Annotated in this window: 25 protein-coding genes; 22 read left to right on the forward strand and 3 right to left on the reverse strand. The window is 70.2% G+C overall.

Annotated features, from left to right (window positions below; all coding sequences use genetic code 11):
- The first annotated feature begins 493 nt into the window (after positions 1 to 493).
- Both ffh and ftsH read left to right on the forward strand, forming a co-directional pair.
- Entirely contained in the window at positions 494 to 2,047 is a 1,554-nt protein-coding gene (gene ffh, locus ACZ5U5_RS37365; protein ID WP_469030864.1) for a signal recognition particle protein, read from the forward strand.
- A gap of 107 nt (positions 2,048 to 2,154) precedes the next feature.
- Complete coding sequence (gene ftsH, locus ACZ5U5_RS37370; RefSeq protein WP_469030865.1) at positions 2,155 to 4,095, forward strand: ATP-dependent zinc metalloprotease FtsH; 1,941 nt, start codon at positions 2,155 to 2,157, stop codon at positions 4,093 to 4,095.
- Here the strand turns inward: ftsH and ACZ5U5_RS37375 are convergent.
- Positions 4,092 to 4,715 (reverse strand): maleylpyruvate isomerase family mycothiol-dependent enzyme, encoded by a 624-nt coding sequence (locus tag ACZ5U5_RS37375; RefSeq protein WP_469030867.1) that lies wholly within the window; start codon positions 4,713 to 4,715, stop codon positions 4,092 to 4,094. The genes ftsH and ACZ5U5_RS37375 overlap by 4 nt on opposite strands.
- A gap of 70 nt (positions 4,716 to 4,785) precedes the next feature.
- On the opposite strand from ACZ5U5_RS37375, the gene ACZ5U5_RS37380 reads away from it, so the two are divergent.
- The gene (locus tag ACZ5U5_RS37380; protein WP_469030868.1) at positions 4,786 to 5,694 is read left to right on the forward strand and encodes a LysR family transcriptional regulator; all 909 of its coding nucleotides are present in this window, start codon (positions 4,786 to 4,788) and stop codon (positions 5,692 to 5,694) included.
- Between the two features lie 6 nt (positions 5,695 to 5,700).
- On the opposite strand, the gene ACZ5U5_RS37385 is transcribed toward ACZ5U5_RS37380, so the two are convergent.
- On the reverse strand, positions 5,701 to 6,570 hold the full coding sequence (locus ACZ5U5_RS37385; RefSeq protein WP_469030869.1) for an SAM-dependent methyltransferase: 870 nt from the start codon (positions 6,568 to 6,570) through the stop codon (positions 5,701 to 5,703).
- Between the two features lie 227 nt (positions 6,571 to 6,797).
- Between ACZ5U5_RS37385 and proS the strand changes: the two genes are divergently transcribed.
- The 18 genes from proS to ACZ5U5_RS37475 all read left to right on the forward strand — a co-directional run bounded on the left by proS (position 6,798) and on the right by ACZ5U5_RS37475 (position 21,487).
- Entirely contained in the window at positions 6,798 to 8,228 is a 1,431-nt protein-coding gene (gene proS, locus ACZ5U5_RS37390; protein ID WP_469030871.1) for a proline--tRNA ligase, read from the forward strand.
- 261 nt (positions 8,229 to 8,489) lie between these two features.
- Positions 8,490 to 9,086: a hypothetical protein gene (locus ACZ5U5_RS37395; RefSeq protein ID WP_365864749.1), complete on the forward strand. Its 597-nt coding sequence runs from the start codon at positions 8,490 to 8,492 to the stop codon at positions 9,084 to 9,086.
- Positions 9,087 to 9,293: 207 nt separating this feature from the next.
- Positions 9,294 to 9,731 carry a 30S ribosomal protein S16 gene (rpsP, locus tag ACZ5U5_RS37400; protein WP_363212531.1) on the forward strand — a complete coding sequence of 146 codons (438 nt, stop codon included), beginning with the start codon at positions 9,294 to 9,296 and terminating at the stop codon, positions 9,729 to 9,731.
- A gap of 2 nt (positions 9,732 to 9,733) precedes the next feature.
- A complete protein-coding gene (locus tag ACZ5U5_RS37405; RefSeq protein ID WP_030361979.1) occupies positions 9,734 to 9,973 on the forward strand; it encodes an RNA-binding protein in 240 nt (79 codons plus the stop codon).
- 85 nt (positions 9,974 to 10,058) lie between these two features.
- On the forward strand, positions 10,059 to 10,637 hold the full coding sequence (gene rimM / locus ACZ5U5_RS37410; RefSeq protein WP_469030874.1) for a ribosome maturation factor RimM: 579 nt from the start codon (positions 10,059 to 10,061) through the stop codon (positions 10,635 to 10,637).
- Positions 10,637 to 11,458: a tRNA (guanosine(37)-N1)-methyltransferase TrmD gene (gene trmD, locus ACZ5U5_RS37415; RefSeq protein ID WP_363212533.1), complete on the forward strand. Its 822-nt coding sequence runs from the start codon at positions 10,637 to 10,639 to the stop codon at positions 11,456 to 11,458. The genes rimM and trmD overlap by 1 nt, the downstream gene beginning before the upstream one ends.
- Positions 11,459 to 11,590: 132 nt before the next feature.
- Complete coding sequence (gene rplS / locus ACZ5U5_RS37420) at positions 11,591 to 11,941, forward strand: 50S ribosomal protein L19 (RefSeq protein WP_469030876.1); 351 nt, start codon at positions 11,591 to 11,593, stop codon at positions 11,939 to 11,941.
- A gap of 45 nt (positions 11,942 to 11,986) precedes the next feature.
- Positions 11,987 to 12,706 carry a signal peptidase I gene (gene lepB / locus ACZ5U5_RS37425; RefSeq protein ID WP_469030877.1) on the forward strand — a complete coding sequence of 240 codons (720 nt, stop codon included), beginning with the start codon at positions 11,987 to 11,989 and terminating at the stop codon, positions 12,704 to 12,706.
- Complete coding sequence (lepB, locus tag ACZ5U5_RS37430; protein ID WP_469030879.1) at positions 12,699 to 13,784, forward strand: signal peptidase I; 1,086 nt, start codon at positions 12,699 to 12,701, stop codon at positions 13,782 to 13,784. The genes lepB (ACZ5U5_RS37425) and lepB (ACZ5U5_RS37430) overlap by 8 nt, the downstream gene beginning before the upstream one ends.
- The gene (gene lepB, locus ACZ5U5_RS37435; RefSeq protein WP_469030880.1) at positions 13,669 to 14,640 is read left to right on the forward strand and encodes a signal peptidase I; all 972 of its coding nucleotides are present in this window, start codon (positions 13,669 to 13,671) and stop codon (positions 14,638 to 14,640) included. Before lepB (ACZ5U5_RS37430) ends, lepB (ACZ5U5_RS37435) begins: the two co-directional genes overlap by 116 nt.
- Before the next feature lie 80 nt (positions 14,641 to 14,720).
- A complete protein-coding gene (gene lepB / locus ACZ5U5_RS37440) occupies positions 14,721 to 15,488 on the forward strand; it encodes a signal peptidase I (protein WP_469030882.1) in 768 nt (255 codons plus the stop codon).
- A complete protein-coding gene (locus ACZ5U5_RS37445) occupies positions 15,478 to 15,984 on the forward strand; it encodes an NUDIX hydrolase (RefSeq protein WP_469030884.1) in 507 nt (168 codons plus the stop codon). Before lepB (ACZ5U5_RS37440) ends, ACZ5U5_RS37445 begins: the two co-directional genes overlap by 11 nt.
- 55 nt (positions 15,985 to 16,039) lie before the next feature.
- Positions 16,040 to 16,348 (forward strand): DUF2469 domain-containing protein, encoded by a 309-nt coding sequence (locus tag ACZ5U5_RS37450; protein ID WP_003965949.1) that lies wholly within the window; start codon positions 16,040 to 16,042, stop codon positions 16,346 to 16,348.
- 118 nt (positions 16,349 to 16,466) lie between these two features.
- Positions 16,467 to 16,844: a YraN family protein gene (locus tag ACZ5U5_RS37455; protein WP_363212539.1), complete on the forward strand. Its 378-nt coding sequence runs from the start codon at positions 16,467 to 16,469 to the stop codon at positions 16,842 to 16,844.
- Positions 16,844 to 18,463, forward strand: a complete 1,620-nt coding sequence (locus ACZ5U5_RS37460; RefSeq protein WP_469030885.1) for a YifB family Mg chelatase-like AAA ATPase — start codon at positions 16,844 to 16,846, stop codon at positions 18,461 to 18,463. Before ACZ5U5_RS37455 ends, ACZ5U5_RS37460 begins: the two co-directional genes overlap by 1 nt.
- Positions 18,460 to 19,626, forward strand: a complete 1,167-nt coding sequence (dprA, locus tag ACZ5U5_RS37465) for a DNA-processing protein DprA (RefSeq protein ID WP_469030887.1) — start codon at positions 18,460 to 18,462, stop codon at positions 19,624 to 19,626. Before ACZ5U5_RS37460 ends, dprA begins: the two co-directional genes overlap by 4 nt.
- Before the next feature lie 328 nt (positions 19,627 to 19,954).
- Complete coding sequence (gene whiG / locus ACZ5U5_RS37470; protein ID WP_469030888.1) at positions 19,955 to 20,797, forward strand: RNA polymerase sigma factor WhiG; 843 nt, start codon at positions 19,955 to 19,957, stop codon at positions 20,795 to 20,797.
- A 132-nt stretch (positions 20,798 to 20,929) separates the two neighbouring features.
- Complete coding sequence (locus tag ACZ5U5_RS37475; protein WP_344525419.1) at positions 20,930 to 21,487, forward strand: TetR/AcrR family transcriptional regulator; 558 nt, start codon at positions 20,930 to 20,932, stop codon at positions 21,485 to 21,487.
- Here ACZ5U5_RS37475 and ACZ5U5_RS37480 read toward each other — a convergent pair.
- Complete coding sequence (locus ACZ5U5_RS37480; RefSeq protein WP_469030889.1) at positions 21,441 to 22,100, reverse strand: M23 family metallopeptidase; 660 nt, start codon at positions 22,098 to 22,100, stop codon at positions 21,441 to 21,443. The genes ACZ5U5_RS37475 and ACZ5U5_RS37480 overlap by 47 nt on opposite strands.
- 281 nt (positions 22,101 to 22,381) lie before the next feature.
- On the opposite strand from ACZ5U5_RS37480, the gene rpsB reads away from it, so the two are divergent.
- Positions 22,382 to 23,323, forward strand: a complete 942-nt coding sequence (gene rpsB, locus ACZ5U5_RS37485) for a 30S ribosomal protein S2 (protein ID WP_469030891.1) — start codon at positions 22,382 to 22,384, stop codon at positions 23,321 to 23,323.
- The last annotated feature ends 85 nt before the right edge of the window (positions 23,324 to 23,408 follow it).

A 23,408-nucleotide genomic window follows, 5' to 3' on the forward strand; every position in this document is an offset into this window, starting at 1 on the left:
GCTGTAGGCGCTGCCTACCTGCCGCGCTGTTGTAGGCGCTCCCCACCCGCCCCGCTGTTGTAGGCGTTCCCCACCCGCCCCGCTGTTGTAGGCGTTCCCCACCCGCCCCGCTGTTGTAAGCGTTCCCCACCCGCCCCGCTGCTGGACGCGCTCCCCACCCGGCCCGTTCCTGTACGCGCTCCCCACGCCCCTTGGCGCTGCGGGGCAATCGGGTGGGTGGGCGGGAAAGCTTGTTCGTTCATGAGGCAGCTGCGGGGTGATGGGCGGCTGGGTGGGAGAGGCCTGGTCGGCGGACCCGATGCCGGTGGTGAGAGGCGAGGGGCCCACCCCGCCCCGGGGTTCACGAGCCCCGCGTACACGAGCCCCGCGATACTGCGGGCCCGCCCGCCCGGCGGGACCGATACCCTGGAGGGCGACCTGTCCGCCCTCCCCCAAGCTCTCGGCTTCGCTCGAGCAGGGGGTGCCCCCATCAACCCGAGGATTCGCGACCGCCGTGTTCGACACTCTCTCCGACCGCCTCGCAGCGACATTCAAGAACCTCCGGGGCAAGGGCCGCCTGTCCGAGGCCGACATCGACGCCACGGCGCGCGAGATCCGCATCGCCCTGCTCGAGGCGGACGTCGCCCTCCCCGTCGTCCGGGCCTTCATCAAGCAGATCAAGGAGCGCGCGACCGGGGCCGAGGTCTCCCAGGCCCTGAACCCCGCCCAGCAGGTCATCAAGATCGTCAACGAGGAGCTCGTCGGCATCCTCGGCGGCGAGACGCGACGCCTGCGGTTCGCCAAGAACCCGCCGACCGTCATCATGCTCGCCGGTCTGCAGGGCGCCGGTAAGACCACCCTCGCCGGAAAGCTCGGCCTCTGGCTCAAGGGGCAGGGCCACTCGCCGCTCCTGGTGGCGTGCGACCTGCAGCGCCCCAACGCCGTGAACCAGCTCTCCGTCGTCGCCGAGCGCGCGGGCGTCGGCGTCTACGCCCCCGAGCCGGGCAACGGCGTCGGTGACCCGGTCAAGGTCGCCAAGGACTCGATCGAGTTCGCCAAGACCAAGCAGTACGACGTCGTCATCGTCGACACCGCCGGCCGCCTCGGCATCGACCAGGAGCTGATGCAGCAGGCCGCGGACATCCGCGACGCCGTCAGCCCGGACGAGGTCCTCTTCGTCGTCGACGCCATGATCGGTCAGGACGCCGTCAACACGGCGGAGTCCTTCCGCGACGGCGTCGGCTTCGACGGCGTCGTCCTGTCGAAGCTCGACGGTGACGCCCGCGGTGGCGCCGCCCTGTCGATCGCGCAGGTCACGGGCCGCCAGATCATGTTCGCCTCCAACGGCGAGAAGCTGGACGACTTCGACGCGTTCCACCCGGACCGCATGGCGTCCCGCATCCTCGGCATGGGCGACATGCTCACGCTGATCGAGAAGGCCGAGCAGACCTTCTCCCAGCAAGAGGCCGAGAAGATGGCCTCCAAGCTGGCGAGCAGCAAGGGCAAGGACTTCACGCTCGATGACTTCCTGGCCCAGATGGAGCAGGTCCGCAAGATGGGCAGCATCAGCAAGCTGCTCGGGATGATGCCCGGCATGGGGCAGATCAAGGACCAGATCAACAACCTGGACGAGCGGGACGTCGACCGCACCGCCGCCATCATCAAGTCGATGACGCCGGGCGAGCGTCACGAGCCGACCATCATCAACGGCTCGCGCCGCGCCCGTATCGCCAAGGGTTCCGGCGTCGAGGTCAGCGCCGTCAAGAACCTGGTCGAGCGCTTCTTCGAGGCCCGCAAGATGATGTCGCGCATGGCCCAGGGCGGCGGAATGCCGGGCATGCCCGGGATGCCGGGCATGGGTGGCGGCCCCGGCAAGCAGAAGAAGAAGCAGAAGCAGGCCAAGGGCAAGCGGAAGTCGGGCAACCCGATGAAGCGCCAGCAGGAGGAGCGGGAGGCCGCCGCCCGCCGCGAGCAGGCGGCTCAGGAGGGTGGCGCCTTGGGCCTCCCCGGGGGCCAGCAGTCGCAGAACTTCGAGCTGCCTGACGAGTTCAAGAAGTTCATGGGCTGAGGACCTGCCAGTTCGTACGCCGCCTGGGGCGCCCCTCTGCCGAGAGGGGCGCCCCAGGCGTTTTCGGAGCGGATGCCCGGCCCCGGTTTGTGTCGTAGCGTCCGGATATGAGCAACCCTGTGCCGCCGCGCCGGGCGCCCGGCCAGCCCTGGCGCTCCGAGGGCGCGCCCCCGCCCGAGCCCAAGCCGCCGCCGAAGAAGAAGATGCCGGGCGGGTGGGGCGGGCTCATCCTCACCGCGCTCATCGTCTACCTCATCGCCAACCTCGTCCTCTCGTTCTTCAACGACGGCGACGAGCCGACGATCTCGTACACGGAGTTCAGCAAGCAGGTCGACTCCGGGAACGTCACGAAGATCTACTCCAAGGGCGACGCGATCCAGGGCCAGCTCAAGAAGGAGCAGGAGAAGCCGGGTGACGCGAAGGGGAAGTACACCAAGTTCATCACCCAGCGGCCTGCCTTCGCCGACGACAATCTCTGGGACGACCTGACCAAGCACGACGTCACCGTCACCGCCGAGCCCGTCGTCCAGGAGCGCAGCTTCCTCTCCAACCTGCTCATCTCGCTCGCCCCGATGCTGCTCCTGGTCTTCCTGTGGATCTTCATCGCCCGGCGGATGAGCTCGGGCATGGGCGGCGGCGCGGGCGGCATGCTGGGCCGCAAGGCCCCGCCGAAGCCGGTGGAGCTCGAACCCGGCGACAAGCGCACCACCTTCGAGGACGTGGCGGGCATCGACGAGGTCGAGGGCGAGCTCAGTGACGTCGTCGACTTCCTGAAGAACCCCGCCGCCTACCGCGAGATGGGCGCCAAGATGCCGCGGGGCGTGCTGCTCGCGGGCCTGCCCGGCACCGGCAAGACGCTGCTCGCGCGGGCCGTCGCCGGCGAGGCCGGGGTGCCCTTCTTCTCGGCGTCGGCGTCGGAGTTCATCGAGATGATCGTGGGCGTCGGCGCGTCGCGCGTACGCGAACTCTTCGCCGAGGCGAGGAAAGTCGCGCCGTCCATCATCTTCATCGACGAGATCGACACCATCGGGCGGGCGCGTGGCGGTGGCAGCGGGATGGGCGGACACGACGAACGCGAGCAGACGCTGAACCAGATCCTCACCGAGATGGATGGTTTCTCCGGCTCCGAAGGTGTCATCGTCCTGGCGGCCACCAACCGCGCCGACATCCTCGATCCCGCCCTGACGCGTCCCGGGCGCTTCGACCGGGTCGTCACCGTCAGCCCGCCCGACCGGGGCGGACGCGAGGCCATCCTCAAGATCCACACCCGCGAGATCCCGATGGCGGACGGCATCGACCTCGCCCAGGTCGCCCGTACGACACCGGGGATGACCGGCGCCGAACTCGCCAACCTCGCCAACGAGGCCGCCCTGCTCGCGGTGAAGCGCAAGCAGAAGGAAGTGACGCAGTCCGACCTCTCCGAGGCCCTGGAGAAGGTCCAGCTCGGCGCCGAACGGCCGCTGGTCATGCCCGAGGAGGAGCGGCGGCGCACGGCGTACCACGAAAGCGGACACGCCCTCCTCGGCATGCTGCAACCCGGCGCCGACCCGGTCCGCAAGATCACCATCGTGCCCCGGGGACGGGCACTCGGCGTCACGCTGTCGACGCCGGACGCCGACAAGTACGCGTACACGGAGGAGTATCTCCGCGGCCGCATCGTCGGCGCCCTCGGTGGCATGGCGGCCGAACACGTCGTCTTCGAAGTCATCACCACAGGCGCGGAGAGCGACCTCGAACAGGTCACCAACATCGCCCGCGGCATGGTCGGCCGCTGGGGCATGAGCGAACGTGTCGGCAGGCTCTCGGCACTGCCGAGCGACGCCCAGCAGGCGTACGGGCTCTCGGCCGCCCCCGCCACCCTCGACACGATCGACCACGAGATGCGGCGGATCGTCGACGAGTGCTACGAGAGCGCCTGCCGCCAACTGAGGGACCACCGGGGTCAACTGGACGCCCTGGCGGCCGCACTCCTGGAGAACGAGACCCTGGAGGAGGAGGCGGCCTACCGGGTCGCCGGCATCACCCGACTCACCAAGGACGTCGTCTAGACCCGCTGCGTGACGAAGCGGTCCTGCGGCTCCCCTCGGAGACGGCCCGGGGGGAGCTTCCTGCCGTACAGAACAAGGAGCAGGTCCTGCGCGGCTCCGGTCAGGGGAGCGCCGGTGCCATAACTCCAGTCGAGGTCGTCGGCCCGCAGCTCGACGCCGCCGACGTCCGCCCCGAAGAACTTGGTGCTCCTGGGCGTGACCTTCTCAAGAAGGATGCGCACACGGTCCAGCGGAACCCTGCGGTCGAGTTCCAGGGCCACCGAGATGTCCAGGCCGTGCACCACGTCGTGGCCGAGCGCTCCCTCGATCCCGGCGAAGGGCGGCTGCCAGGGGTGATTCGCGTTGTCCCTGAGGAACGCAGCGAGGTGGCCGGTCGAATGCGCGGCGGCGTCCCTGCGGGCGCACCGGTCGGTCATCCGGTGCAGGCTCCCACGCGCTTTGACCAGTTCGGCCAGCGTCCTCGGGAGCGAGTATCGGAAGCCCAGCGACATATGGGCCGCCACTTCCCGGACCCGCCACCCGGCGCACAGAGTCGGCGCGTCCCACAGCGCGGGCGGCAAGTCGTCGAGGAGGGCGGCGAGATCACGGCGTTCGGCGGCGACAGCGGTTCGGATGTCCACTTCTCCAGGGTGTCGACGACCTCGCCAGAAGTCCAAGAGCTGGATCTTCTCGCCGCTAGCATGCCCAGTTATGGAACTCCGCCAGCTCCAGTACTTCGTCGCCGTCGCGGAGGAGGCCAACTTCACCCGCGCCGCCGCGCGCCTGCACCTGGCCCAGCCAGGCGTGAGTGCCCAGGTCCGGCAGCTGGAGAGGGAGCTCGGGCAGCAACTCCTCGACCGCTCGGGGCGGTCGGTGACCCTGACGGAGGTGGGCGAGGCCGTCCTCCCGTTCGCGCGGGCCGCGCTCGCCGCGGTCGAGGGCGTGCGGCACACCGCGGACGAGTTCACAGGACTGCTCCGCGGTCAGATCGCGCTCGGCCTGGTGTCCGGCGCCGCCACCCACGAGTTCGACGTGGTCTCCGTCCTCGCCGACTTCCACGACGACCACCCCGGGGTCGAGATCGCCCTCACCGAGGACAGCTCGGACCGGATGCTGGCCGCCGTGCGCGATGGCTCACTCGACATCGCCCTCCTGGGTCTGACGGACGAGGAGCCCCCGCCGGGCATCTCCCTGCGGCTGGTGATCGACGAACCCTTGGTGGCCGTCATGCTCCCGGGGGACGCACTTCTCGCTCCTCAAGGGCGTACGACCGTTCCGCTCGCCGCCCTCCGCGACCGCCCACTGATCACCCTTCCGCGCGGCACCGGGGTACGCGGTGTGCTGGACCGCGCCTGCGCGCAGGCGGGCATCCGGCCCCGCGTCGCCTTCGAGGCGGCCGCCCCGCAGGTCCTCGTGCAACTCGTCGTCCGCGGGATGGGCGTGGCCGTCCTCCCCGCTCTCGAGCCCCGTACGGCGGCCGCGTACGGACTGCGGACGCTGGAGATCACCGATCCCCGGCCCCGCGGCAGGATCGCCCTGGCCTGGCGCACGGACGGGCCCGCGAGCCCGGCGGCCAGAGTGCTCCTCGACCGGCTGCGGGCAGCTCTGGGCCGAGGCTAGCCAGGGCTACCGCGTACGCGCGATCAAGTACCGGAACACGTTCGGCATCCACACCGTCCCGTCCCGCCGCTTGTGCGGGTGCAGGGCCTCCGTCAGTTCCTTGTCGACCTGTACCTGATCGGTCGCGCCCACCGCCGCGTCGAACAGCCCCGTGGAGAGCAGGCCGCGGACCGCGCTTTCGGTGTCCGCGTACCCGAAGGGGCACGCGACGCGGCCCGAGCCGTCCGGCTTGAGGCCCGCCCGCTGGGCGACCTCCTCCAGGTCGTCACGGAGCGCGGGGCGCCAACTCCCCGCACTACGGAGAGGGTCGGCGAGCTTGGTCGCCACCTTCAGTACAGAAGAGGTCGTGCAGCGCTCCGGCGGACCCCAGCCGACGAGCACCACGGGGGTGCCGCGCCCGGTCAGCGGGACGCTGGACTCCAGGAGGCCGGAGAGGCCCTCGGAGTCGCCCGCCACACACCCGATCGGCTGGAACGCGGTCACGGTGTTGAAGGTGGGGGTGTCCGGCCCCGAGACGTCGGCGGGGCCTCCCTCGACGAGCCGGGCGCCGGTGCCGCCGTGACGCTGTGTGTCCGAGGCCGTTTCCGGCAGCAGGCGTTCGCGTGCCAGGGCGAGCCGTTCGGGTGCCGAGGTGTCGACTCCGGTGACCGACGCGCCCCGGGACTCCGCCATCAGGAGGGCGAGCCCGGAACCGCAACCGAGGCCGAGAAGCCGTGTTCCGCCGCCTACGTCGAGTCGTTCGTACACCGCCTCATAGAGCGGGACCAGCATCCGTTCCTGGATTTCCGCCCAGTCACGCGCGCGTGCGCACCGGTCCACGCCGCGGGGGGTCGTGCCCGCGCGGGGGAGGTGCGGCTGCGCGAGTGTAGGTGACATCGAAAGCGCCCCAATCCGCCGAGAGTTGCTGGAGTGTCGTATTCAAACGGTTCGTCCTCCCCCGTGCAGTGCGCTCGCACTCCCCCTGTATGCCAGAGAACTCCGCATCCGTCGCGGCGTCCAGAGGTTGTGGGGCAATGCTTGCGTGCCACCGTCGTGCGCCCCCCGAAGAAGCCCCGGAAGAATTCAATACACGCGCTCCGGAGGCCCGCCGTACCATGCGCGCCATGGCTAAGGCACCCGTACTCACGCCCCGCGCGGAAGACTTTCCGCGCTGGTACCAGGACTTGATCAACAAGGCCGAGCTGGCCGACAACGGTCCGGTGCGGGGCACCATGGTGATCCGGCCGTACGGCTACGGCCTGTGGGAACGCATGCAGCAGGACATGGACGCCCGCATCAAGGAGACGGGTACCCAGAACGCGTACTTCCCTCTCCTCATCCCCCAGTCGTACCTGACCAGGGAGGCCGAGCACGTCGAGGGCTTCGCCCCCGAGCTGGCCGTCGTCACGCACGGCGGGGGCAAGGAGCTCGAGGAGCCGGTCGTCATCCGCCCGACCTCCGAGACGATCGTCAACGAGTACTTCTCCAAGTGGGTGCAGAGCTACCGAGACCTGCCGCTCCTGATCAACCAGTGGGCGAACGTGGTCCGTTGGGAGCTGCGCCCCCGGCTCTTCCTGCGGACGTCGGAGTTCCTCTGGCAGGAGGGCCACACGGCCCACGCGACGTACGAGGAAGCACGCGATTTCGCGGCCCGCATCCACCGTGACGTCTACGGAGCCTTCATGCGGGACGTCCTCGCGATGGACTTCGTGCTGGGCCGCAAGACCGCCAAGGAGCGCTTCGCGGGCGCCGTCAACACCCTCACGCTCGAAGGCATGATGGGCGACGGCAAAGCCCTCCAGCTCGGCACCAGCCACGAGCTCGGCCAGAACTTCGCCAGGGCCTTCCACACCCGGTACCTCTCCAGGGAGGGCAAGCAGGAGCTGGTCTGGCAGACCTCCTGGGGCAGTACGACAAGGATGATCGGCGCCCTGGTGATGATGCACGGCGACGACAGCGGCCTGCGGGTCCCGCCGCGCCTCGCACCGGTCCAGGCCGTCGTCCTCGCAGTCAAGGGCGACGACGCGGTGCTCGCCGAGGTCCGCGAGATCGGCGATCGCCTCAAGGCCGCCGGCGTACGCGTCCAGGTCGACGACCGCACGGACGTCCCCTTCGGGCGCCGCGCCGTCGACTGGGAGCTCAAGGGAGTGCCGGTGCGCGTCGAGGTCGGCCCGCGCGACCTGGAGAACGGCACCGCGATGGTGGCCCGCCGCATCGTGGACGAGCACGGCAGGGGCGGCAAGGAGCCGGTGGCGATCGACTCCCTGGCGACGCTGCTGCCCACCCTCCTCGAAGAGGGCCAGCAGCTGCTCCTGGACCAGGCCCGCGAACGCCGGGAGTCCCGTACCTCGGACGTCGCCACGGTGCGGGAGGCCGTGGAGGCCACGGCCGCCGGCGGCTGGGCGCGTATCCCCTGGGCCACGCTCGGCCCGGAGGGCGAGGCGAAGCTCGCGGAGCACTCCGTGTCCGTACGGTGTCTGGTCACGGAGGACGGGGCGGTGCCGGACGCCGATGAGACCCCGGGTAACGTCGCCGTGGTGGCCCGCGCCTACTGACGCGGGCGCCTCCGGTACCGGCGCGCTCGCCCTCGGCTCGTACGCCTGCCGAGGTGACACGAGTCCCGGTGTGCGCGCTTCTTCTACGCGCCGGGGCGTACGCGCCACTACGTACCGGCTTGCCATGAGCTGCGAGGCTTCTGGGCAGATCAGCGCACCCGCCCTCGTCCGGACGCATCAATGACAACTGACGGGTACGTGCAAATTATTTGGGATGCCCCGGAATGGAACCCCTGGGCACCCCGGCTCGTTGTTCACGACGTGAGCACGACACCACCTGTTCTCGCCGCAGAGCTGGCACAGGCGTGGGCCGATATTCAGCGGCACCACCCCGAGCTGCCCGATCTTGCCGCGCCCGAATCCCTGATCGGAGAGTCGTCGTCCGCCTGCGGCGCCGAACTCTCCTTCGAGCGACTGCTCCACGAGGCAGTCCATGGCATCGCCGCGTCTCGCGGCGTACGCGACACCTCACGCGCGGGCCGCTATCACAACCGCAGATTCCTCGCGATCGCCGAGGAGCTGGGCCTGGACCACCCCGATGAGCCGCATCCCAGCAGCGGCTTCTCGCTGGTCACGCTCAACCCCGAGGCGCGCAAGCGCTACCGCCCGACGATCGAGCGGCTCCAGCGCGCCCTCAAGGCGCACACCGCGGCGACCGCCGCCGACACGGCACGCAGCTTCCGGGGCCCGGCCGCCCGGCACGGCTCCTCCGGGGGCGGCGTCCGCGTCAAGGCGGTCTGCGACTGCGGACGCAACGTCCGCGTGGTCCCCTCGGTGCTCGCCCAGGCGCCCATCGTCTGCGGCGGCTGCGGCAAGCCCTTCCGTATCCCGGAAGTGGTCGGCGCCGCCGCGGGCTGACGGGCTGAGCTGGGGATGCGTCGCCGGGGCGCCCGGACCGGATTCGGGCGCCCCGGCGACGTATGGCACAATGGCTAGCTGTACTCGACAGCCGCATAGGAACCCTCTCGCCTCCGGCTGACGCGTCCATCGGGCACCCCGAGTACCGCAACCCCACGTGGCATCTCGTTGTGCCCAACCACGTCAAGACCAGGAGACACCACTCCAGTGGCAGTCAAGATCAAGCTGAAGCGTCTGGGCAAGATCCGTTCGCCTCACTACCGCATCGTCGTCGCCGACTCCCGTACCCGCCGTGATGGTCGGGCCATCGAGGAGATCGGCCTGTACCACCCGGTGCAGAACCCCTCGCGCATCGAGGTCGACTCGGAGCGCGCGCAGTACTGGCTCTCCGTCGGCGCTCAGCCGACCGAGCCGGTCATGGCGATCCTGAAGCTCACCGGTGACTGGCAGGCGCACAAGGGCCTTCCGGCCCCGGCGCCGCTGCTCGTCGCGGAGCCCAAGGACAAGCGCGCCGCGTTCGAGGCCTTCACCAAGGGCCTCGAGGGCGACGAGGCGAAGGGTGAGGCCATCACCCAGAAGGCCAAGAAGGCTGACAAGAAGGCGGACGAGGCCAAGGCCGAGTCCACCGAGTCGACCGAGGCCTGAGCATGCTCGAGGAGGCTCTCGAGCACCTCGTGAAGGGCATCGTCGACAACCCCGACGACGTGCAGGTCGCCTCGCGCAACCTGCGCCGGGGGCGTGTGCTCGAGGTCCGGGTCCACCCGGACGACCTCGGCAAGGTGATCGGCCGCAACGGCCGTACCGCGCGCGCTCTGCGGACCGTCGTGGGCGCCATCGGCGGCCGCGGTGTCCGCGTCGACCTCGTCGACGTGGACCAGGTTCACTGAACCACAGGTAGCACCGGCACGGGCCGGGGAGGGCTTCTGGGCCTTCCTCGGCCCGTAGTCGTCTGCAGACACAGGAGAAAGAGCAGTGCAGCTGGTAGTCGCGCGAATCGGCCGCGCCCATGGCATCAAGGGTGAGGTCACCGTCGAGGTGCGGACCGACGAGCCGGAGCTGCGGCTCGGCCCCGGCGCCGTACTCGCCACCGACCCCGCCTCCACGGGGCCGCTGACCATCGAGGCCGGCCGGGTGCACAGCGGCCGCCTCCTGCTGCGCTTCGAGGGCGTACGCGACCGCACGGGCGCCGAGGCGCTGCGCAACACGCTCCTCATCGCGGAGATCGACCCTCAGGAGCTTCCTGAGGAAGAGGACGAGTACTACGACCACCAGCTGATGGACCTCGACATCGTCACCAAGGACGGCATCGAGGTCGGCCGGATCACCGAGATCTCGCACCTGCCCTCGCAGGACCTGTTCATCGTGGAGCGGCCCGACGGCAGCGAAGTGATGATCCCCTTCGTGGAGGCGATCGTCACCGAGATCGACCTGGAGGAGCAGCGGGCGATCATCGACCCGCCGCCCGGCCTGATCGACGACCGGGCTGAGATCGCCTCGGCCAGGGACGACGAGGAGCCTTCGGACGAGAGGCCCTCGGGGGACGACGCCTGATGCGGCTCGACGTCGTCACGATCTTCCCCGAGTACCTGGAACCCCTGAACGTCTCCCTCGTCGGCAAGGCACGCGCGCGTGGACAGCTCGACGTGAACGTGCACGACCTCAGGGAGTGGACGTACGACCGCCACAACACGGTCGACGACACCCCCTACGGCGGCGGCCCCGGCATGGTCATGAAGACCGAGCCCTGGGGCGCGGCCCTCGACGACGTACTCGCCGAGGGATACGAGGCCGGGGCCCACGGGCCCGTCCTCGTCGTCCCCACGCCCAGCGGGCGGCCCTTCACCCAGGAGCTCGCCGTCGAGCTCTCCGAGCGGCCCTGGCTGGTCTTCACGCCCGCGCGGTACGAAGGCATCGACCGCCGGGTCATGGACGAGTACGCGACCCGGATGCCCGTCTACGAGGTGTCGATCGGTGACTACGTCCTCGCGGGCGGCGAGGCGGCCGTCCTGGTCGTCACCGAGGCCGTGGCCCGGCTCCTGCCCGGCGTCCTCGGCAATGCCGAGTCACACCGCGACGACTCCTTCGCGCCCGGCGCCATGGCCAACCTCCTCGAAGGCCCCGTCTATACGAAGCCTCCGCAGTGGCGCGGTCACGGCATCCCGGACGTGCTCATCAGCGGCCACCACGGCAAGATCGCACGCTGGCGCAGGGACGAGGCGCTGCGGCGCACGGTCCGCAACAGGCCCGATCTGATCGAGCGCTGCGACCCCGCCGTCTTCGACAAGAAAGACCGCGAGATGCTCTCGATCCTGGGGTGGCGCCCGGGGCCCGACGGCCGATTTGGGCGAGACCCCCAGGCCGTGGAAGAATAGGCCGCTGCTGTACGTCCAGCGCGCGCCCCTGCCACAGGGGGAACGACGCCCGCCCGACGCGAACAGCTATCGAATCCTCATCACGAACTTCCCGCTGATGACCTGTGGCATCAGTGAAGAAAGCAGACGATCATGGCTAACCTGCTCGACTCCGTCGACAGCGCTTCGCTGCGCACCGACGTCCCGGCCTTCCGCCCGGGTGACACCGTCAACGTCCACGTGCGCGTCATCGAGGGCAACCGCTCCCGTGTCCAGCAGTTCAAGGGCGTAGTCATCCGTCGCCAGGGTGCCGGCGTGCGCGAGACCTTCACGGTCCGCAAGGTCTCCTTCTCCGTCGGCGTGGAGCGCACCTTCCCGGTGCACACCCCGATCGTCGAGAAGATCGAGCTCGTCAGCCGCGGCGCCGTGCGTCGCGCGAAGCTGTACTACCTCCGTGAGCTGCGCGGCAAGGCCGCGAAGATCAAGGAGAAGCGCGACAACTGAGCTCGCGCACGGGTCCACAGCGGAGCCGGATAGCATCTGGATCCGATGGACACCGAAGCACAGCACACGGAGCGCGACCGCTCCTCCCCACCCACTGACTCCCCGAGCGCCGAGCGCGAGGGTGAGTCCGAGGGGACGGAGGACCGGTCGCGCTCCGCTTTTGTGTCCTTCGTGTCCTGGCTGCCCGGCGGCAGAGCCACCCTGACACTGCTGATCTGCATGGTGTCCCTGCTGCTCGTCAGCACCTTCGTGATGCAGCCCTTCCAGATCCCCAGCGGCTCCATGGAGCCCGCGTTCCGGGTCGGAGACCGGGTACTCGTCAACAAGTTGGCGTACCGTTTCGGGTCCGAGCCGCAGCGAGGTGACGCGGTCGTCTTCGACGGCAGCGGCTACTTCGGAGATGCCGACTACATCAAGCGGGTCGCAGGGGTAGGGGGAGACCGGGTGGTCTGCTGCGACAAGCGGGGGAGGATCATGGTGAACGGCGAGCCCGTCGACGAGCCGTACCTGTACCCGGGGGACGCCCCCTCGAAGGTGCCCTTCGTCGCGGTCGTCCCCGAAGGCAGCCTGTTCCTCCTCGGTGACCACCGCAGCGACTCCCGTGACTCCCGCGACCACTTGGGCCAGCCCGGCGGCGGCATGATCCCCGTCGACTCCGTGATCGGCAGGGCCGACTGGATCGCCTGGCCCATCGGACACTGGACCTCCCTGGAGCGTCCCGACAGCTACGCGCGCGTGCCGGCACCAGGCGGCGCGCATGGGTAACCGCGGGCGTACACGCGCCGCCAGTCACCGGGCCGACACCCGGCTGCCCACCGGCTCCCGGCCCACCACCGGTCCCGTACTGCCCGGAAGGGCCGAGCGGCGCAAGCTCGCGCGGAAGGTCAAGCGGCGCAGGCAGCGCTCCGCGATCAAGGAGATACCTCTCCTCATAGGCGTCGCGCTCCTCATAGCCCTGGTCCTGAAGACCTTCCTGGTGCAGGCCTTCGTGATCCCCTCGGGCTCGATGGAGCAGACGATCAAGATCGGCGACCGCGTACTCGTCGACAAGCTCACCCCGTGGTTCGGCGCCAAGCCGGAGCGCGGCGACGTCGTCGTCTTCGAGGACCCCGGCAACTGGCTCAAGGACGAACAGACCAAGAAAAAGGACGACCCCGTAGGCGTCAAGCAGGTCAAGGAAGGCCTCGCCTTCATCGGACTGCTTCCCTCCGACAACGAACGCGACCTGATCAAACGCGTCGTGGGCGTCGGCGGCGACACCGTGAAGTGCTGTGACAAGAACAAGAAGCTCATGGTCAACGGGGTCCCCCTCACCGAGCCCTACATCAATCCGGGGGACGAGCCCTCGTCCTTCGCGTTCGAGGTGAAGGTCCCCGAGGGCCGGTTCTTCGTCATGGGTGACCACCGCTCCGACTCGGCCGACTCCCGTTTCCACCGCACCGAGAAGTTCAGCGGCACCGTCTCCGAGGACAGCGTGGTGGGCCGCGCGCTCGTCATCGCCTGGCCCTTCGACCACTGGCGGAAACTGGAGGAGCCCGATACGTACGCGTCGGTGCCCGACGCGCGTGCGGGGTCGGACACCGCCCTGGGGCCGTCGCATAGGGTGGCCCCAGGCGATCGACACGGATTGACCGGACTCCCGACCCCTGCGGAACTCCCGCTCGTTATGGGAGTGGTGGGCCTGCATCGCATCAGGAGCGGGCAGCGGCACGGACTGAGGAGTGGATGTGGGGGATGTGGCGGTCGGCGCACGGTCCGGACACGGTGGGCCCGAGGAGCAGCCAGGGCGATCAGACGAGCCGGAGGCCGAGGCCACGGCGGGCGGCGTGAGCCCCGGGAGTGACACCGCGGGCGCCAGGCCCGCACCCGGTGAGACGGACGGGAAGCCGGCCAAGGGGGCGAGCAAGCCCCGCTCCTTCTGGAAGGAGCTGCCGCTCCTCATCGGCATCGCGCTGATCCTGGCGCTGGTGATCAAGACTTTCCTGGTGCAGGCGTTCTCGATTCCCTCGGACTCGATGCAGAACACGCTCCAGAAGGGCGACCGCGTCCTGGTCGACAAGCTGACCCCGTGGTTCGGCTCGGAGCCCGAGCGCGGCGAGGTCGTCGTCTTCAGGGACCCCGGCCACTGGCTGGACGGTGAGCCGACGCCCGACCCGAACGCGCTTCAGCGGGTCCTCGGCTGGGTCGGCCTGATGCCGTCCGCCGACGAGAAGGACCTGATCAAGCGGGTCATCGCGGTCGGCGGCGACACGGTGGAGTGCAAGGGCACAGGACCGGTGAAGGTCAACGGCAAGGCGCTGAACGAGCCGTACGTCTTCGAGGGCAACACCCCGTGCACCGTCGACGACCAGGGCGGTCAGTTCAAGGTCACCGTGCCCGCGGGCAAGATCTGGGTCATGGGCGACCACCGGCAGAACTCGCTGGACTCCCGCTACCACCAGAACCAGCCCGGCGGCGGCGCCGTCCCCGTGGACAATGTCGTGGGCCGCGCCATCGTGATCGCCTGGCCGCCCACCCGCTGGGCGACGCTGCCCAAGCCGGACACCTTCGACCAGCAGGGCATCAACGCCGCCATGAGCGCGGCCCCCGCGGCTCTCGGGCTCGCGGGCGCGGTGCCGGTCGTGCTCTGGCGCCGACGTCGTCTCACGGTGGCTGCCGCGCAGGCCGCGAGGGTTTCTGGCGGAGGTACCGCCGGGTAGGGTGCCGTCCCAGATCGCTGATCTTCCGCGCTCCTGTTCGTAGGGGCGCGGGGTCGTCTCCGACATGGGGGAGCACTGGGATGAGCAGGACACAACGTACGGACGAGGGCCACGGACGGCTCGGCAGCGTGCTGTCGGGACTGGCCGTGGCCCTCGGCTGTGTGCTCTTCCTGGGAGGCTTCATCTGGGGCGCCGTCCTGTACCAGCCCTACACCGTCCCCACCGGGTCGATGACGCCGACGATCGGGGCGGGCGACCGGGTCCTGGCGGAGCGGATCGACGGCAGCGAGGTGCGCCGCGGTGACGTCGTCGTCTTCCGGCAGGCGAGCTGGGGCGACCTGCCGATGGTCAAGCGCGTGGTCGGCGTGGGCGGCGACCGGATCTCCTGCTGCACCGACGGCAAGCTGATGGTCAACGGCAAGCCCGTCGCAGAACCGTATCTTCCGGAGGGTACGGGTGCCGCGGCCACCGGAATCCCGGCCACCACGGTCCCCAAGGGCAACCTTTTCCTGCTCGGTGACGAGCGCAGCGGTTCCCTGGACTCCAGCGTGCACCTGGGCGACTCGAACCGTGGCTCCGTGCCGCGCGGTGCGGTGGAGGGGCGGGTCGACGCGGTGGCCTGGCCGTCGGAGAGGTTCGGGACGCTGGAACGCCCCGAGGGCTTCGCGGACATGCCGGGAGGCATCTCCGACCCCGGGCCCGTGCGGCTCATGGTGTGGGCGGTGGTGGCCGGCGCCGTCCTCGTCCTGGGCGGCGCGGCGTACGGCCCGGTGGCCAAGCGGCTGCGGCGCGGGCGCGAGCGTCCGCGGAGCCGTGACCGCTCGGGGGAGAGCGCCCATGTCGGCTGAGGAGCCGCAGCCGGAGGCGCTTCGGAGGGTCGCGCGGGTGGTGCTGCTCGACCCGCAGGACCGCATCCTCCTGCTGCACGGCCATGAGCCGGAGGACGCGACGGACGACTGGTGGTTCACACCGGGCGGTGGTCTGGAGGGCGACGAGACGCATGAACAGGCGGCGCTGCGTGAACTGATGGAAGAGACGGGCATCACCGAGGTCGAGCTCGGCCCCGCCCTGTGGCAGCGGTTCTGCTCCTTCCCCTTCGCCGGACGGCGCTGGGACCAGGACGAGCGGTACTTCCTGGCGCGTACGTCGCAGACGTACACGCGGGCCGCGGGGCTGACGGAGCTGGAACGGCGGAGTGTCGCGGGAGCGCGATGGTGGACGTGCCAGGAACTGACCGAGGCACATGAGACGGTGTATCCGACCAGGCTCGCCGAGTTGCTTCGCAGGCTGCTCGACGAGGGTCCTCCGAGCCGGCCCGAGACCCTCGACACGGAAATCGTGTAGAGGCTCCAGGGGCTGACGCACAATAGGGGGACGCACGGCTGAAGGGGAACATGCCATGAGCGCCGAGGACCTCGAGAAGTACGAGACCGAGATGGAGCTGAAGCTCTACCGGGAGTACCGCGATGTCGTCGGTCTGTTCAAATATGTGATCGAGACCGAACGGCGCTTCTACCTCACCAACGACTACGAGATGCAGGTGCACTCGGTCCAGGGTGAGGTTTTCTTCGAGGTGTCCATGGCGGACGCCTGGGTGTGGGACATGTACAGGCCTGCCAGGTTCGTGAAGCAGGTGCGCGTCCTCACGTTCAAGGACGTAAACATCGAGGAGCTCAACAAGAGCGACCTCGAGCTGCCGGGCGGCTGAGTTCACCGCTCGGTTCACCGCCACGGGTGAGCGAGTTATCCACAACGGCTGAGTCGTCCACCAAGATCCACAGCGCTCGGGGCCGAGCCCCAGTGTGGGTGTCGGAGGTGGTTCCGACATGAACGCACGTGGGGCACTCGGGCGGTACGGCGAAGATCTGGCCGCGCGGCGGCTGGGCGAGGCCGGGATGACGGTTCTGGAGCGCAACTGGCGCGGCGGCAGGACCGGCGAGATCGACATCGTGGCCATGGACGGTGAAGCGCTGGTCGTCTGTGAGGTCAAGACGCGCAGGGCCGCCCTGGTCGGCTCGGGGATCTATCAGCACCCGATGGCCGCCGTGGGCCAGGCCAAGGCGGAGCGGCTGCGGCGTCTCGCCGAGCGCTGGATCGACGAGCGGGGCGGCCCACCGCCGGGCGGGGTGCGGATCGATCTCGTCGGCGTCCTGATCCCCCGCCGCGGGGCCCCTGTCGTGGAGCACGCGCGGGGGGTGGCCTGATGGGATTCGCGCGTACGTGTTCCGTGGCTCTGGTGGGCGTCGAGGGCGTGGTCGTCGAGGTGCAGGCCGACCTGGAGCCGGGCGTGGCGGCGTTCACGCTGGTCGGGCTCCCGGACAAGAGCCTGACGGAGAGCAAGGACCGGGTCAGGGCCGCGGTGGTCAACTCCGGAGGGGAGTGGCCGCAGAAAAAGCTCACCGTGGGCCTCAGCCCGGCGTCGGTGCCCAAGGGCGGCAGCGGCTTCGATCTCGCGATCGCCTGCGCGGTGCTCGGCGCGGCGGAGCGCATCGATCCGCGGACGCTCACCGACATCGTGATGATCGGTGAGCTGGGGCTCGACGGGCGGGTGCGGCCGGTCAGGGGAGTGCTGCCCGCGGTCCTCGCGGCGGCCGACGCGGGCTATGAGCAGGTCGTCGTCCCCGAGTGCACGGCGGCCGAGGCCGCGCTGGTGCCGGGGGTGTCGGTCCTCGGAGTGCGCAGCCTGCGGCAGCTGATCGCCGTGCTGACCGATGAGCCGGTGCCGGAGGAGGAGCCTGACGAGCCGGGGCGTCCGGATCCGATGCTCGCGGGGCTCTGTGTGCCCGGGACCGGTGTGGGCACGGGGCTCAGCGGCGGCCTGGACGACGGGCTCGCCCTTGACCTCGCCGATGTCGTCGGCCAGACCTCGGCCAGGACCGCCGTGGAGGTGGCGGCGGCGGGTGGGCACCACCTCTTTCTGCAGGGCCCGCCGGGTGCGGGGAAGACGATGCTCGCGGAGCGGCTGCCGGCCATCCTGCCTCGGCTGACCCGGGAGGAGTCCCTGGAGGTGACGGCCGTCCACTCCGTGGCGGGCATGCTGCCACCGGGGAAGCCCTTGGTGGACACCGCGCCGTACTGCGCGCCGCACCACTCCGCGACGATGCAGTCGCTGGTGGGCGGAGGCAAGGGAATCGCGCGGCCGGGGGCGGTCTCGTTGGCTCACCGCGGGGTGCTTTTTCTCGACGAGGCGCCGGAGTTCAGCGGCCAGACCCTGGACTCTTTGCGCCAGCCCCTGGAGTCCGGGCACGTGGTGATCGCTCGCAGCGCGGGGGTGGTGCGCCTGCCCGCGAAGTTCCTGATGGTGCTCGCCGCCAACCCCTGTCCCTGCGGCCGGCACACCCTTCTTGGTGACGGCTGCGAGTGTCCGGCGTCCGTCATCCGCCGCTATCAGGCGCGGCTGTCGGGACCGCTGCTCGACCGGGTCGACCTGAAGGTCGAGGTGGAGCCCGTCACGCGCTCCGAGCTGGCCGGGCACGGCACTCCGGGGGACTCCACGCAGACGGTCGCCGACCGGGTGTGCGCCGCCCGGGAGCGCGCGGCGGGCAGGCTGACCGGCACCGGCTGGCGCACGAACAGCGAGGTGCCGGGACACGCGCTGCGCACGCGGTGGCCGGCGGAACCGGGCGCCCTGGACGCGGCCGAACTCGACCTGGAGCGTGGCTTCCTGACGGCCCGGGGGCTCGACCGCGTCCTGCGGGTCGCCTGGACCGTCGCGGACCTCGCGGGACGGGGCCGGCCCGGGGCTCAGGATGTCGCCCTGGCACTGCAGTTGCGTACGGGGATCTCGCGGGGCGTGCCGATGGCGATCGGGGCGCTGACATGACCCCGGACCCGAGCAGCACACTGGAGGAGGAGCGGCTGGCGAGGGTCGCCCTGACCCGGATCCTGGAGCCGGGGGACGCGGTGGGCGGGCGGTGGTTGCGCGAGACCGGGGCCGCCGAAGTGGTGCGGCGGCTGGTCGAGGGGGAGGGGCGGCTTGCCGGGGCGACTCCGGTGAGGTGGGAAGGGTTACGGGCGCGGGCCGCGAAGGCGAGGCCAGGGCGTGACCTGGCGGTGGCGCGGGACGCCGGGGTGCGCTTCGTGTGTCCGGGGGAGGCGGAGTGGCCCGCCCAGCTGGACGACCTGGGGGACGCGCGGCCCGTGGGGCTATGGGTGCGGGGGCAGCCCAGCCTGCGGATATGGGCGCTGCGGTCGGTGGCCGTGGTCGGCGCGCGTGCCTGCACGGAGTACGGGGCGCACATGGCCGCCGGTCTGGGTGCGGGTCTTGCCGAGCGGGGGTGGGTGGTCGTGTCGGGTGGTGCCTATGGGGTGGACGGTGCCGCGCATCGGGGGGCGCTGGGGGCCGGTGGGGCCACGGTCGCGGTGCTCGCGTGCGGGGTCGATCAGGCCTATCCGCGGGGTCACGCCGAGTTGCTCAGGAGGATCGCGGAACAGGGGCTGCTGGTGGGGGAGTTGCCGCCCGGGGACCATCCCACCCCGAGTCGTTTCATCCTCAGGAACCGCGTGATCGCCGCTCTCACCCGGGGGAGTGTCGTCGTCGAGGCCGCCTACCGCAGTGGTGCGCTCGCCACGGCGCGCAGTGCTCAGGAGCTCGGGCGGTTCACGATGGGGGTGCCGGGCCCCGCGACGAGCGGTCTCTCGGCGGGGGTGCACGAACTGCTGCGGCGTGACGGAGTCCTGGTGACCGACGCGGCGGACGTCGTCGAGCTGGTGGGCGACATGGGCGAGCTGGCCCCGGAGCGGCGCGGGCCCGTCGTGCCGCGCGATCTGCTCGCCCCGGACGCCGCCCGCGTCCTGGCGGCGGTGCCCGGCCGGGGAACTGCGTCGCCCCGGGAGATCGCACTCGGGGCGGCCACGGTGGTGGATATGGCGATCGGTCGGCTGTACGAGTTGCGCTCTCTCGGGTTCGTCGAACGACACGGCGACGGCTGGCAGTTGACACGCCAGGCGATTGTGTCGGTCTTGCCGGAGGGAGGCGGTTCGTGACCGACCGTGTTCGGCCGTCTGGATGAACCCCCGATGGCCTTGGGAGCGGCCGCAGTTGACGCTTCAAGCTCGTCACGGACGGCGACGAGGGGTACTCGGTGGGGCGCTCAGCGGAACGTATCTGCGTACGCGGGATCCCCTGCTGTTCGCACACTGCGACACTCCAGTCACGCTACGCTCACAAGGATTCCGACGCGGACAGGCAACCACAGGCAAGCAGACGGACAACCTCATTCACTTCACGCAAACTCACCACCTCGCGGGCGCGGGCCAACCCATCGGCTCGCAAGACCTCACCAGTTCACGGCAGAACGGCTCAAGGCAACAAATGCCCCAGCACACCTCAGGGTCCGATCGGGCGGCGGCTCCTCCCGCCGCCCGGAGCGGCGAGCGGGAGCGGCCCCCCGCCCCCTCGTCGCTGGACGAGCTGTGGCGTTCGTACAAGAACACGGGGGACGGGCGGCTGCGCGAACAGTTGATCCTGCACTACTCGCCGCTGGTGAAATACGTCGCGGGCCGGGTCAGCGTGGGCCTTCCGCCCAATGTCGAGCAGGCGGACTTCGTGTCCTCCGGGGTGTTCGGTCTGATCGACGCGATCGAGAAGTTCGACATCGAGCGTTCCATCAAGTTCGAGACGTACGCGATCACCCGCATCCGTGGCGCGATGATCGACGAACTGCGGGCCCTCGACTGGATCCCCCGGTCCGTGCGGCAGAAGGCACGCAACGTCGAGCGTGCCTACGCCACGCTCGAAGCGCAGTTGCGGCGTACTCCCTCGGAGGGCGAGGTCGCCCACGAGATGGGGATCGCCATCGAGGAACTGCATGCCATTTTCAGCCAGTTGTCGCTGGCGAACGTGGTGGCCCTCGAAGAGCTGCTGCACGTCGGCGGCGAGGGCGGCAACAGGCTCAGCCTGATGGACACCCTCGAGGACACCGCCGCCGACAACCCCGTGGAGGTCGCCGAGGACCGCGAGCTGCGGCGGCTGCTCGCGCGCGCGATCAATACGCTGCCGGAGCGCGAGAAGACGGTCGTGACGCTCTACTACTACGAGGGCCTGACGCTCGCGGAGATCGGCAACGTGCTCGGTGTGACGGAGAGCCGCGTGAGCCAGATCCACACGAAGTCGGTGCTCCAGCTGCGGGCGAAGCTGGCGAGTTTTGGCCGCTGAGCCCGCTGAATCGTCCCTGCCCCTGGCATGTGCCGTGCGATCGGGGTGTGGGGTTCGGCGGAGCGCATCGACTCCCGTCCTCGCGGTCACGTCCGTAGAGTGGAGGGCGTGCCAAGGATTCGAGCGGCCTCTGTGGCCGAGCACCGGTCGATGCAGCGCGGCGCCCTCCTGGACGCCGCGCGGTCCCTGCTGTCCGAGGGCGGTACGGAGGCGTTGACCTTCCCCGCCCTCGCCGAACGCACGGGGCTCGCGCGGTCGTCCGTGTACGAGTACTTCCGGTCGCGTGCCGCGGTCGTCGAGGAGCTGTGCGAGGTCGACTTCCCCGTCTGGGCGGCGGAGGTCTCCGCCGCGATGGAGGGCGCCGACACCGCCGAGGGCAAGGTCGAGGCGTACGTCAGGCGGCAGCTCGATCTGGTGGGGGACCGGCGCCACCGGGCCGTCGTCGCGATCTCCGCGGCCGAGCTGGACGCGGGTGCGCGCGAGAAGATCCGGGCCGCGCACGGAGGGCTCGTCGCCATGATCGGCGAGGCGCTGCGCGAGCTGGGGCACGCTGAGCCACGGCTTGCGGCGATGCTCCTGCAGGGTGTCGTGGACGCGGCGGTGCGGCGCATCGAGCTGGGCGCCGCGGAGGACCCGTCCGCCATCACCGAGGCGGCCGTGACCATGGCCCTGCGGGGTGTGCGGGGCTGAGGCCTCGCACGTCGAGGCCCGGCAGAACGCCTGCCCACAGGGGGACCGGCCGCAGCAACGGCACATCGATCACCGGCAGCAGGCGGGCGGCCCCGCTTCGCAGCAGCCATGGCGGCATCAGCGACAGCGGGTCCAGATACGCCTCGCCCCGCAGCAGCCCCCAGTGCAGGCAGCTGCCCGGGCAGTGGGCGCGGGGCGGTTCCAGCACCCCCAGCGTCCCGCCCGCCGCCACCTGGGCGCCCTTCTTGACCGTGGCCCGCACCGGCTCGTACGTCGTGCGCAGGGGCGGGGCGCCGGTGCCCGTCAGCTCCACGGAGATCACTCCCCGTCCCGCCACCCGGCCGGTGAAGGAGACCCTGCCCGCGGCCGCGGCCCGGACCACCGAGCCCGGCGTCGCCGCGAGGTCCACGCCCCGGTGGCCCCGGCCGTACTCCGTCGCCGGAGGCTCCCAGCCCCGTACGACAACGGGCCGCACCCCCACGGGCCAAGCGCGGCCGGCCTTCGGTACCGGCTCCCCGGCGGCGCCGGCCGGGAGCGGCACCGCAGTGATCAGTGCCACGGCCGCCAGCACAGAAACCAGCCCTCTGCTCAGCCTTCTTCGCATGTGAGACATGGCAGAACCGTCCCGCGTCGGGCCGGTCCGCGGGGATCATGGCCCGGATCTGTGGATGACCAGCCGCTTGTGGACATCGGCGTCACCCGCTGCCTCGCGGGTCCCGTACACTTCTTGTGGCGATCCGGGTCACCGGGTCGACTTCGCACGCCCCGACACCAGGCCATCAAAAGCCAGGTGCCAGCGCCTCTCGGTCCTTTGCGGCACGGCGCATCGCGGGCGTCAGGCGCGACCGCCATCCGGCGGACGCGGCACAACCGAGAACACCTAGGAGTACGGCCATGGCCGTCGTCACGATGCGGGAGCTGCTGGAAAGCGGCGTCCACTTCGGTCACCAGACCCGTCGTTGGAACCCGAAGATGAAGCGCTTCATCTTCACGGAGCGCAACGGCATCTACATCATCGACCTGCTCCAGTCGCTGTCGTACATCGACCGCGCCTACGAGTTCGTCAAGGAGACCGTCGCCCACGGCGGCACGGTCATGTTCGTCGGCACGAAGAAGCAGGCGCAGGAGGCCATCGCCGAGCAGGCGACCCGCGTCGGCATGCCCTACGTGAACCAGCGCTGGCTGGGCGGCATGCTCACCAACTTCTCGACCGTCTACAAGCGCCTGCAGCGCCTGAAGGAGCTCGAGCAGATCGACTTCGAGGATGTGGCCGCGTCCGGCCTCACCAAGAAGGAGCTGCTCGTCCTCTCCCGCGAGAAGGCCAAGCTGGAGAAGACCCTCGGCGGTATCCGCGAGATGTCCAAGGTGCCCAGCGCCGTCTGGATCGTGGACACCAAGAAGGAGCACATCGCGGTCGGCGAGGCCCGGAAGCTCAACATCCCGGTCGTCGCCATCCTCGACACCAACTGTGACCCCGACGAGGTCGACTACAAGATCCCGGGCAACGACGACGCGATCCGCTCCGTCACCCTGCTCACCCGCGTGATCGCCGACGCCGTCGCCGAGGGCCTCATCGCCCGTTCCGGCGTCGCCACCGGCGACCAGAAGCCGGGCGAGAAGACCGCCGGCGAGCCGCTCGCCGAGTGGGAGCGCGACCTGCTCGAGGGTGACAAGAAGGCTGACGAGCCCAAGGCCGACGAGCCGAAGGCCGCCGAGGCCGAGGCCGAGGTTCAGAAGTCCGCCGAGACGGAGAAGGCCGCCGACGCCGAGCAGGCCGAGGCCCCCGCCGAGGTTGCTGCCGCCGAGGCCCCCGCCGCGGAGACCGAGCAGGCCTGACCTTCACAGGTTCGGTAGTTGACGGCGGGGGCCCATCAGGCCCCCGCCGTTCACCCGTAGATCTTTCAGACCTCCGAAAGAGAAT

The organism is Streptomyces sp. NPDC033177 (assembly GCF_055577715.1).

Coding starts and splice junctions, on each gene's coding strand:
- ftsH (WP_469030865.1), top strand. CDS start 2,155: ATGAGCAACCCTGTGCCGCCGCGCCGGGCGCCCGGCCAGCCCTGGCGC.
- ACZ5U5_RS37380 (WP_469030868.1), top strand. CDS start 4,786: ATGGAACTCCGCCAGCTCCAGTACTTCGTCGCCGTCGCGGAGGAGGCC.
- ACZ5U5_RS37385 (WP_469030869.1), bottom strand. CDS start 6,570: ATGTCACCTACACTCGCGCAGCCGCACCTCCCCCGCGCGGGCACGACC.
- proS (WP_469030871.1), top strand. CDS start 6,798: ATGGCTAAGGCACCCGTACTCACGCCCCGCGCGGAAGACTTTCCGCGC.
- ACZ5U5_RS37405 (WP_030361979.1), top strand. CDS start 9,734: ATGCTCGAGGAGGCTCTCGAGCACCTCGTGAAGGGCATCGTCGACAAC.
- trmD (WP_363212533.1), top strand. CDS start 10,637: ATGCGGCTCGACGTCGTCACGATCTTCCCCGAGTACCTGGAACCCCTG.
- rplS (WP_469030876.1), top strand. CDS start 11,591: ATGGCTAACCTGCTCGACTCCGTCGACAGCGCTTCGCTGCGCACCGAC.
- lepB (WP_469030877.1), top strand. CDS start 11,987: ATGGACACCGAAGCACAGCACACGGAGCGCGACCGCTCCTCCCCACCC.
- lepB (WP_469030879.1), top strand. CDS start 12,699: ATGGGTAACCGCGGGCGTACACGCGCCGCCAGTCACCGGGCCGACACC.
- lepB (WP_469030882.1), top strand. CDS start 14,721: ATGAGCAGGACACAACGTACGGACGAGGGCCACGGACGGCTCGGCAGC.
- ACZ5U5_RS37445 (WP_469030884.1), top strand. CDS start 15,478: ATGTCGGCTGAGGAGCCGCAGCCGGAGGCGCTTCGGAGGGTCGCGCGG.
- ACZ5U5_RS37450 (WP_003965949.1), top strand. CDS start 16,040: ATGAGCGCCGAGGACCTCGAGAAGTACGAGACCGAGATGGAGCTGAAG.
- ACZ5U5_RS37455 (WP_363212539.1), top strand. CDS start 16,467: ATGAACGCACGTGGGGCACTCGGGCGGTACGGCGAAGATCTGGCCGCG.
- ACZ5U5_RS37460 (WP_469030885.1), top strand. CDS start 16,844: ATGGGATTCGCGCGTACGTGTTCCGTGGCTCTGGTGGGCGTCGAGGGC.
- dprA (WP_469030887.1), top strand. CDS start 18,460: ATGACCCCGGACCCGAGCAGCACACTGGAGGAGGAGCGGCTGGCGAGG.
- whiG (WP_469030888.1), top strand. CDS start 19,955: ATGCCCCAGCACACCTCAGGGTCCGATCGGGCGGCGGCTCCTCCCGCC.
- ACZ5U5_RS37480 (WP_469030889.1), bottom strand. CDS start 22,100: ATGTCTCACATGCGAAGAAGGCTGAGCAGAGGGCTGGTTTCTGTGCTG.
- rpsB (WP_469030891.1), top strand. CDS start 22,382: ATGGCCGTCGTCACGATGCGGGAGCTGCTGGAAAGCGGCGTCCACTTC.